We start from the raw sequence: 8,893 nt of genomic DNA on the forward strand, positions 1-8,893 counted from the left end.
TAGAGATGGATTTAAAAGAAAATACAAATCAGGTATTTCAACAGGTTACAAAAGCAATTCAAGAAACCGGCCGTGAAGACGGTTCGGTTTCTGTAATTGCCGTAACAAAATATGTTGATATTGCAACTGCAGCAAATTTGATTGACCAAGGAGTCAAACACATCGGTGAAAACCGTGTTGACAAATTTCTTGAAAAGTATCATGCTTTAAGTGATAAAGATGTTACTTGGCACTTGATTGGTAGCTTACAAAGAAGAAAAGTCAAGGATGTTATTCCTTTTGTTGATTATTTTCACGCTTTAGATTCTTTGAAATTAGCTCAAGAGATTCAAAAACGTGCCGATCGAACAGTTAAATGTTTTTTGCAGGTCAATATTTCTGGAGAGGAAAGCAAGCATGGTTTTTCAAAAGAAGAACTATTGACAGTCTTGTCCGACTTGTCTAGCTTGGATCAAATCGAGTATGTTGGTCTCATGACCATGGCTCCCTTTGAGGCCCAAACAGAAGAGTTGCAAAAAATCTTTAAAGAAACGCAAGAGTTGCAACAATACATTCGTGAACAACAATTCCCCAATATGCCAATGACAGAACTAAGTATGGGAATGAGCCGTGACTATAAAGAAGCGATTCAGTGTGGCTCAACTTTTGTTCGAATTGGTACAGCATTTTTTAAATAGGAAATAATCATGTCATTAAAAGATAAATTTGATAAATTTATAGATTACTTTACAGAAGATGGAGATGAAGTTGCTTCAGAAGTTGTAGCTGCACAACCTGAACGTTCACTAGCTTCGGTTCCTCAAAAAAGAGAATTGCCAAAGCAAGCTGCTGCTCAAGATTCTTCTTCAGTCGAAACAAAAGAGAAAAATATTACAAAACTTCATGCCCGTCAGCAACAACTAGCAATTGAAAGCCATCACTCTACTGAAAAAGTAACCATCGATGTTCGTTACCCACGCCGTTATGAAGATGCAACAGATATTGTTGATTTGTTGGCTGGAAATGAAAGTATCTTGATTGACTTCCAATATATGACAGAAGTTCAAGCTCGTCGTTGTTTGGATTACTTGGATGGAGCACGTCATGTCCTTGCTGGTGAGTTAAGAAAAGTAGCGAACACAATGTATCTTTTGACACCTGTTGGTGTTGTGGTAAACATTGAAGATATTCGTTTACCTGAAGAAGCTCAAAGCGAAGAATACGACTTTGACATGAAGAGAAATAGAGTACGTTAATGTTTCTAATAATTCGTTTTATCCAAAATGCTACAGATATCTATTCACTGATACTTGTAGCTTTTGCTCTATTATCATGGTTTCCAAATGCCTATAACACACAGTTGGGGAAATTTTTAGAGACTTTGTGTAAACCAATTCTTGAACCTCTAAAACGTCTACCTCTTCAAATCGCAGGTTTGGATTTCTCTGTTTGGATAGCTCTAATTCTCTTGCGCATGATTAGTCGCTATCTTATCAATTTGCTAGTCATATTATGAGCAAGGAACTTTACCAACATTTCGCAACGGAGGATATTCCATTCATCGATAAGGGGTTGGAGTGGTTGAGTCAAGTCGAGGAGCACTATGCACCGATTTTATCTCCTTTTATAAATCCTCACCAAGTATTTATCTTGGAAACTTTAGGAAATAATAGAGGGATAAAAGTCTTCTCTAGTACGAGTTATATCTCTTCGGAATACGCTAGGGTTATTTTAGCGCCCGATTACTTCACGCCAAGTTTGGAAGATTTTGAAATGACCTTGCTTGAGATCGTGTATCCCAGCAAGTTTCAGCAACTGACCCATTCAAAGATATTGGGTACAGTTCTCAATCGATTAGGTATTGACCGTAAGTTATTCGGAGACATTCTGGTGACAGAAGATAAAGCCCAAATTATTGTCTATCGAAGATTTACCACTCTTTTCCAAGATGGAATTCAAAAGATTTCCAAGTTGCCTGTAAGTTTAGTAGAACGTCCTTTTTCAGATATGATAGAATCCAAAGATGACTATCAAGAAAAAGAAGTCTTGGTTTCAAGTCTTCGTCTGGATACCTTCTTATCTAGCATATTGAAATTATCTCGTTCCCAAACTTCGGCCATGGTTGAAAAAAAGTTGGTTCAAGTCAACTATCATATAGTTGAAAAATCGGACTATCCGGTAAAAATTGGTGATTTAATCAGCGTCAGACGCTTTGGTCGAATTATCTTACTTAAAGAAAACGGTCAAACCAAAAAGGATAAGAAAAAATTAACAGTCCAGCTACTATTAAGCAAGTGAGAATAAACATGTCGATTACACCACAAGAAATTACTGATAAAGAATTCTCAAGAAAATTCAGAGGCTACGATCAGGAAGAAGTTGACCTATTTCTAGATAAGATTTATTTTGAATTAGAGGAATTAATCCGAAACAAAGAGGAAACTGAACTCTACATCAAAAAACTAGAAGAACGTCTTTCCGACTATACGACTGATATTCCTAAAAGAACAGTAACAAACGAGCAAGAACCAGAAGCAATTCATGATTCTATTTTTTATTAAATAAGTGAGGAAAAATATGCCAATTACATCGTTAGAAATTAAGGATAAAACCTTTGGTGTTCAGTTTAGAGGTTTTAACCGTGAAGAAGTTGATGAATTTTTAGATATTGTTGTTCGTGACTATGAAGATTTGGTTCGTAGTAATCATGAAAAAGAACAGCACATTAAAAATTTAGAAGAGCGTCTATCTTATTTTGATGAAATCAAAGATTCATTGAGTCAGTCAGTATTGATTGCTCAAGACACAGCTGAACGTGTGAAACAAGCTGCGAACGACCGTTCTAATAACATCATTAAGCAGGCTGAGCAAGATGCCCAACGCTTGCTTGATGAAGCAAAATATAAAGCCAATGAAATTTTGCGACAAGCAACAGATAATGCTAAAAAAGTTGCTGTAGAAACTGAAGAGTTGAAGAACAAGAGTCGCGTCTTCCACCAACGTTTGAAATCAACAATCGAAAGTCAGTTGGCTATTGTTGATTCATCAGATTGGGAAGAAATTTTGCGTCCGACTGCAACTTATCTTCAAACGAGCGACGAAGCATTCAAGGAAGTCGTCCAAGAGGTTCTAGGTGAAGATGTATCTTCATATCATGATGAAGAACCAATTGACATGACTCGTCAATTTTCTCCAGAAGAAGTTGCAGAACTTCAAGCGCGTATTGAAGCTGCTAACAAAGAATTGTTAGAGGCTGAACAAGCTGCTGAAGAGTCAACTGAAGTTGAAGTTCTGCCAGCTGCTGAAACTCCTGTTGAGCCAGCACATGAGGAAGGACCTCAAGATGATGCTGACACTCAACAAGAATCAGTTCTAATTTTATAAGAATCTCATTAGAGAACAAGAATTTATCAATCAAATTTCTAGCGAGTAGGAGATGGTGGAAGTCCTACAATCCCTGTTGGTAAGTTTATCCTCTCTTAGTATCAAATCTGAAAATAGTAAGATTTGACGTTGCCCACGTTACGGGAAAAGAGGGAAAGAGACTAGGTCTTTTTCCGAACAAAGGTGGTACCACGATTTTCGTCCTTTTTGCGAGTCGTGGTTTTTATATTATCAATTTACATTAAAGGAGTAAACATGAAACTTAAAGAAACCCTCAATCTTGGGAAAACAGAATTTCCAATGCGTGCTGGTCTTCCGACCAAAGAGCCAGTTTGGCAAAAGGAATGGGATGAAGCTAAACTTTATCAACGTCGTCAAGAATTAAATGAAGGAAAACCGCATTTCACGCTTCATGATGGTCCTCCGTATGCCAACGGGAACATCCACGTAGGACATGCCATGAACAAGATCTCTAAAGATATCATTGTTCGTTCTAAGTCTATGTCAGGCTTTTATGCACCTTACATCCCAGGTTGGGATACTCATGGTTTGCCAATTGAACAAGTTTTGGCAAAACAAGGTGTTAAACGCAAAGAAATGGACCTTGTTGAATACTTGAAACTTTGCCGTGAATACGCTCTGTCTCAAGTAGATAAACAACGCGAAGACTTTAAACGTTTGGGTGTTTCTGGTGACTGGGAAAATCCATATGTAACACTAACTCCTGACTATGAAGCAGCGCAAATCCGTGTCTTCGGTGAAATGGCTAATAAAGGCTATATCTACCGTGGAGCGAAGCCTGTTTACTGGTCATGGTCATCAGAGTCAGCCCTTGCTGAGGCGGAAATTGAATACCACGACTTGGTTTCAACATCCCTTTACTATGCCAATAAGGTCAAAGATGGCAAAGGTGTTCTAGACACTGATACTTATATCGTCGTTTGGACAACAACTCCATTCACCATCACAGCTTCTCGCGGTTTGACAGTCGGTGCGGATATTGATTACGTCTTGGTGCAACCAGCTGGCGAAGCTCGTAAGTTTGTGGTCGCTTCAGAATTGTTGAACAGTTTGTCTGAGAAATTTGGTTGGGCAGATGTTCAAGTTTTGGCTACTTACCGTGGTTCAGAATTGAACCAAATTGTGACAGAGCACCCATGGGATACAGCAGTAGATGAACTCGTTATCCTTGGTGACCATGTTACAACTGATTCTGGTACTGGTATCGTCCATACAGCTCCTGGTTTTGGTGAGGATGACTACAATGTCGGTGTTGCCAATGGGCTTGAAGTTGCTGTGACTGTTAACGAACGCGGGATCATGATGGCCAATGCTGGAGCAGAGTTCGAAGGTCAATTCTACGACAAGGTTGTGCCAACAGTTATTGAAAAACTTGGTGATTTACTTCTTGCTCAAGAAGAAATCTCTCACTCTTACCCATTTGACTGGCGTACGAAAAAACCAATCATCTGGCGTGCAGTGCCTCAATGGTTTGCTTCTGTATCTAAATTCCGCCAAGAAATCTTGGACGAAATTGAAAAAGTGAAGTTCCACTCAGAGTGGGGTAAAGTCCGTCTTTACAACATGATTCGTGACCGTGGTGACTGGGTCATCTCTCGTCAACGTGCTTGGGGAGTTCCTCTTCCAATCTTCTATGCAGAAGATGGTACACCAATCATGACAGCTGAAACCATCGAGCATGTAGCTCAACTCTTTGAAGAACATGGTTCAATCATCTGGTGGGAACGTGATGCCAAAGACCTCTTGCCAGAAGGATTTACACATCCAGGTTCACCAAATGGCGAGTTCAAGAAAGAAACAGACATCATGGACGTTTGGTTTGACTCAGGTTCATCATGGAATGGTGTCGTAGTTAATCGCCCCGAACTTAAATATCCAGCAGACCTCTACCTAGAAGGTTCTGACCAATATCGTGGTTGGTTCAACTCATCTCTCATCACATCTGTGGCTAATCATGGTGTAGCACCATACAAACAAATCTTGTCGCAAGGTTTTGCCCTTGACGGTAAAGGTGAGAAGATGTCTAAATCTCTTGGGAATACCATTGCTCCAAGCGATGTTGAAAAACAATTTGGTGCGGAAATCTTGCGTCTCTGGGTAACAAGTGTTGATTCAAGCAACGACGTACGTATCTCTATGGATATCTTGAGTCAAGTTTCTGAAACTTACCGTAAGATCCGTAACACCCTTCGTTTCTTGATTGCTAACACTTCTGATTTTAACCCAGCTGAAGATGCAGTAGCTTACGAAGAACTTCGTTCTGTTGATAAGTACATGACTATCCGTTTTAATCAGCTTGTTAAGACCATTCGTGACGCTTATGCAAACTTCGAATTCTTGACAATCTATAAAGCCCTAGTGAACTTTATCAACGTTGATTTGTCTGCTTTCTATCTTGACTTTGCCAAAGATGTTGTCTACATCGAAGGTGCAAAATCTCTCGAACGCCGTCAGATGCAAACAGTCTTCTATGACATCCTCGTGAAAATTACCAAACTCTTGACACCAATTCTTCCTCACACTGCAGAAGAAATCTGGTCATATCTCGAGTTTGAAACAGAAGACTTTGTTCAATTATCAGAATTACCAGAAGCTCAAACTTTTGCCAACCAAGAGGAAATCTTGGATACATGGGCAGCCTTTATGGACTTCCGTGGACAAGCTCAAAAAGCCTTGGAAGAAGCACGTAATGAAAAAGTGATTGGTAAATCACTTGAAGCTCACTTGACAGTTTATCCAAATGAAGTAGTGAAAACTCTTCTTGGAGCTGTTGATAGCAATGTAGCCCAACTCTTGATCGTCTCTGAATTGACCATCGCTGAAGGATCAGCTCCAGAAGCTGCAGTGGCCTTTGAAGATGTAGCCTTCACAGTTGACCGTGTGGCTGGTGAAGTTTGTGACCGTTGTCGTCGTATCGACCCAAGTACAGCAGAACGTAGCTACCATGCAACTATCTGCGATCACTGTGCAAGCATCGTTGAAGAAAACTTTGCGGATGCAGTAGCAGAAGGATTTGAAGCTAAATAGTCTAACAAAAATACAGGAGTTACTCCTGTATTTTTTTAAAAATTAAAACTTTAATAAAAATATGGTATAATATACTTTATCAAAATAAAAGGAGACATTTATGAAGACAAAAACACTTGCACAAGTAGATGGATTTATTGGTATTATTGCAGGAGCTATTTTGGCTTTCTTACCATTTTTTATTATTTTTCTTGCAGCTATTTCTGAGGATGAAGATTTTGCAGGAGTGGTATTGGGGATTATTTTCATTGTGTTCTCATTGGTGAAAATTGCGACCCTCATTCTTGGAATTCTCTCACTTGTCTATTATAAGGATGACAAACGTATTTCGCTAGCACCATCGATTCTATTTATCGTTGGTTCTGTAGTTGCCTTGATTCCTTTCTTTGGATGGATTGGTGGAATTGTTCTTGTGATTGGTGGAGCTCTGTACCTAGCAAGCTTGAAACAATTTAAAATTGAAGGATAAATGATTGTCTAAGAGAAGAGTTCAAGCGCTCTTCTCTTTTTCGTTGATTTTAACTAGCTTTTTTGTGAAAAATTGTGTAAAATAGAATAGATAAACGAGGGAAACCTCGAAAAATAAAAGGAGAATCCAACTAATGGTAAAATTGGTTTTCGCTCGCCACGGTGAGTCTGAATGGAACAAAGCTAACCTTTTCACAGGTTGGGCTGACGTAGATCTTTCTGAAAAAGGTACTCAACAAGCTATCGATGCTGGTAAATTGATCAAAGAAGCTGGTATTGAATTTGACCAAGCTTACACTTCAGTATTGAAACGTGCAATCAAAACAACTAACCTTGCACTTGAAGCATCTGACCAACTTTGGGTTCCAGTTGAAAAATCATGGCGCTTGAACGAACGTCACTACGGTGGTTTGACTGGTAAAAACAAAGCTGAAGCTGCTGAACAATTTGGTGATGAACAAGTTCACATCTGGCGTCGTTCATACGATGTATTGCCTCCAGCAATGCCTCGTGATGATGAGTACTCAGCTCACACTGACCGTCGTTATGCTTCACTTGATGACTCAGTAATTCCAGATGCTGAAAACTTGAAAGTTACTTTGGAACGTGCCCTTCCATTCTGGGAAGATAAAATCGCTCCAGCACTTAAAGATGGTAAAAACGTATTCGTAGGTGCACACGGTAACTCAATTCGTGCTCTTGTAAAACACATCAAAGGTTTGTCAGACGACGAAATCATGGATGTGGAAATCCCTAACTTCCCACCATTGGTATTCGAATTTGACGAAAAATTGAACGTAGTTTCTGAATACTACCTTGGTAAATAATGTAAAATAGAGTCTAGGATTATTCCTAGGCTTTTTTATTTTGAAAATAGGAAAATGCAGAGTGTAATTTAACTTGTCAAAGACAGGGATTCTTGTTATAATAGATAAGATGGAGGCGCTATGGCACTTAAAAAAGCAAGTTTAGCCTGTGCGGTTTGTGGTTCAAGAAACTACTCAATTAAAATTAGTGGGAATCCAAAACCGACTCGCTTAGAAGTAAATAAATTTTGTAAACATTGTGGTAAATACACAACACATCGAGAAACGAGATAGGAGATAAGAATGGGTTTTATTAAGGATATCTTTACACTTCTTAAAGATACAACTTGGCCAACTCGAAAACAAAGTTGGGTAGATTTCAAATCTATCATGGAATACACTGCCTTCTTTGTTGTCATCATTTATATTTTTGACCAGTTAATCGTTAGCGGATTAATCCGATTCATTAACATTTTTTAAGATAGTATAAATAGGCTGAAAGAAGTTTACCATTAAGAAAGGAAAAAAGATGGATAGTTTTGATAAAGGATGGTTTGTCCTACAAACATATTCTGGTTATGAAAATAAAGTAAAAGAAAATCTCTTGCAACGTGCACAAACATATAATATGTTGGATAATATCCTACGTGTGGAAATTCCAACTCAAACTGTGCAAGTTGAAAAAAATGGGAAGAAAAAAGAAGTTGAAGAAAATCGCTTCCCAGGATATGTCCTTGTAGAAATGGTTATGACCGATGAAGCTTGGTTTGTGGTTCGTAATACACCAAACGTTACGGGATTTGTTGGCTCACACGGAAACAGATCTAAACCAACTCCGCTTTTGGAACAAGAAATCAGAGATATCTTGGTATCAATGGGACAAACGGTTCAAGAATTCGATATCAATGTTGAAGTTGGTCAAACAGTTCGAATCATTGACGGTGCCTTTGCTGATTACACAGGAAAAATTACTGAAATTGATAATAACAAAGTGAAAATGATTATTTCAATGTTTGGTAATGATACAGTAGCAGAAGTAAACTTGAATCAAATTGCTGAATTGTAATATCAGTTACTTATCTACTTGTGAATCTAGAATTCTGTCAACTAATTTTTAAAAAACTAGTTGACAGGATTCTAAAAGTAGGTATAATAGAAAGAGTTAAAAAGCTCAAGGTCCGTTGGTCAAGGGGTTAAGACACCGCCTT

12 protein-coding genes are annotated in these 8,893 nt (G+C 38.5%); all 12 read left to right on the forward strand.

Annotated elements, in window-relative coordinates:
• The first annotated feature begins 5 nt into the window (after positions 1–5).
• On the forward strand, positions 6–677 hold the full coding sequence (locus tag HMPREF2957_RS08770) for a YggS family pyridoxal phosphate-dependent enzyme (protein WP_004254131.1): 672 nt from the start codon (positions 6–8) through the stop codon (positions 675–677).
• 9 nt (positions 678–686) lie between these two features.
• Positions 687–1,235 carry a cell division protein SepF gene (locus HMPREF2957_RS08775; protein WP_004254130.1) on the forward strand — a complete coding sequence of 183 codons (549 nt, stop codon included), beginning with the start codon at positions 687–689 and terminating at the stop codon, positions 1,233–1,235.
• Positions 1,235–1,495: a YggT family protein gene (locus tag HMPREF2957_RS08780; protein WP_004254129.1), complete on the forward strand. Its 261-nt coding sequence runs from the start codon at positions 1,235–1,237 to the stop codon at positions 1,493–1,495. Before HMPREF2957_RS08775 ends, HMPREF2957_RS08780 begins: the two co-directional genes overlap by 1 nt.
• Positions 1,492–2,277 (forward strand): YlmH family RNA-binding protein, encoded by a 786-nt coding sequence (locus tag HMPREF2957_RS08785; RefSeq protein WP_070679029.1) that lies wholly within the window; start codon positions 1,492–1,494, stop codon positions 2,275–2,277. The genes HMPREF2957_RS08780 and HMPREF2957_RS08785 overlap by 4 nt, the downstream gene beginning before the upstream one ends.
• Positions 2,278–2,285: 8 nt before the next feature.
• Entirely contained in the window at positions 2,286–2,540 is a 255-nt protein-coding gene (locus HMPREF2957_RS08790; RefSeq protein WP_004254113.1) for a DivIVA domain-containing protein, read from the forward strand.
• Between the two features lie 16 nt (positions 2,541–2,556).
• Entirely contained in the window at positions 2,557–3,363 is an 807-nt protein-coding gene (locus tag HMPREF2957_RS08795; RefSeq protein ID WP_004254111.1) for a DivIVA domain-containing protein, read from the forward strand.
• 255 nt (positions 3,364–3,618) lie between these two features.
• On the forward strand, positions 3,619–6,411 hold the full coding sequence (gene ileS, locus HMPREF2957_RS08800) for an isoleucine--tRNA ligase (protein WP_070679031.1): 2,793 nt from the start codon (positions 3,619–3,621) through the stop codon (positions 6,409–6,411).
• 100 nt (positions 6,412–6,511) lie between these two features.
• Positions 6,512–6,880 (forward strand): hypothetical protein, encoded by a 369-nt coding sequence (locus HMPREF2957_RS08805; protein ID WP_070679033.1) that lies wholly within the window; start codon positions 6,512–6,514, stop codon positions 6,878–6,880.
• Positions 6,881–7,013: 133 nt separating this feature from the next.
• Positions 7,014–7,706: a phosphoglycerate mutase gene (locus tag HMPREF2957_RS08810; protein WP_070679035.1), complete on the forward strand. Its 693-nt coding sequence runs from the start codon at positions 7,014–7,016 to the stop codon at positions 7,704–7,706.
• Positions 7,707–7,826: 120 nt separating this feature from the next.
• Positions 7,827–7,979, forward strand: coding sequence for a 50S ribosomal protein L33 (rpmG, locus tag HMPREF2957_RS09035; protein ID WP_001809375.1), 153 nt, complete (start codon positions 7,827–7,829; stop codon positions 7,977–7,979).
• Positions 7,980–7,988: 9 nt separating this feature from the next.
• Positions 7,989–8,165: a preprotein translocase subunit SecE gene (secE, locus tag HMPREF2957_RS08815; protein ID WP_004254104.1), complete on the forward strand. Its 177-nt coding sequence runs from the start codon at positions 7,989–7,991 to the stop codon at positions 8,163–8,165.
• Between the two features lie 49 nt (positions 8,166–8,214).
• Positions 8,215–8,751: a transcription termination/antitermination protein NusG gene (nusG, locus tag HMPREF2957_RS08820; protein ID WP_004254102.1), complete on the forward strand. Its 537-nt coding sequence runs from the start codon at positions 8,215–8,217 to the stop codon at positions 8,749–8,751.
• The last annotated feature ends 142 nt before the right edge of the window (positions 8,752–8,893 follow it).

This window comes from Streptococcus sp. HMSC062D07, assembly GCF_001814215.1.
GTDB lineage: Bacteria > Bacillota > Bacilli > Lactobacillales > Streptococcaceae > Streptococcus > Streptococcus infantis_I.

Excerpts from the sequence above, each read along its gene's own strand:
- HMPREF2957_RS08770 (WP_004254131.1), top strand. The coding sequence starts at position 6 with ATGGATTTAAAAGAAAATACAAATCAGGTATTTCAACAGGTTACAAAA.
- HMPREF2957_RS08790 (WP_004254113.1), top strand. The coding sequence starts at position 2,286 with ATGTCGATTACACCACAAGAAATTACTGATAAAGAATTCTCAAGAAAA.
- HMPREF2957_RS08795 (WP_004254111.1), top strand. The coding sequence starts at position 2,557 with ATGCCAATTACATCGTTAGAAATTAAGGATAAAACCTTTGGTGTTCAG.
- HMPREF2957_RS08805 (WP_070679033.1), top strand. The coding sequence starts at position 6,512 with ATGAAGACAAAAACACTTGCACAAGTAGATGGATTTATTGGTATTATT.
- ileS (WP_070679031.1), top strand. The coding sequence starts at position 3,619 with ATGAAACTTAAAGAAACCCTCAATCTTGGGAAAACAGAATTTCCAATG.
- HMPREF2957_RS08810 (WP_070679035.1), top strand. The coding sequence starts at position 7,014 with ATGGTAAAATTGGTTTTCGCTCGCCACGGTGAGTCTGAATGGAACAAA.
- nusG (WP_004254102.1), top strand. The coding sequence starts at position 8,215 with ATGGATAGTTTTGATAAAGGATGGTTTGTCCTACAAACATATTCTGGT.
- HMPREF2957_RS08775 (WP_004254130.1), top strand. The coding sequence starts at position 687 with ATGTCATTAAAAGATAAATTTGATAAATTTATAGATTACTTTACAGAA.
- HMPREF2957_RS08785 (WP_070679029.1), top strand. The coding sequence starts at position 1,492 with ATGAGCAAGGAACTTTACCAACATTTCGCAACGGAGGATATTCCATTC.
- rpmG (WP_001809375.1), top strand. The coding sequence starts at position 7,827 with ATGGCACTTAAAAAAGCAAGTTTAGCCTGTGCGGTTTGTGGTTCAAGA.
- HMPREF2957_RS08780 (WP_004254129.1), top strand. The coding sequence starts at position 1,235 with ATGTTTCTAATAATTCGTTTTATCCAAAATGCTACAGATATCTATTCA.
- secE (WP_004254104.1), top strand. The coding sequence starts at position 7,989 with ATGGGTTTTATTAAGGATATCTTTACACTTCTTAAAGATACAACTTGG.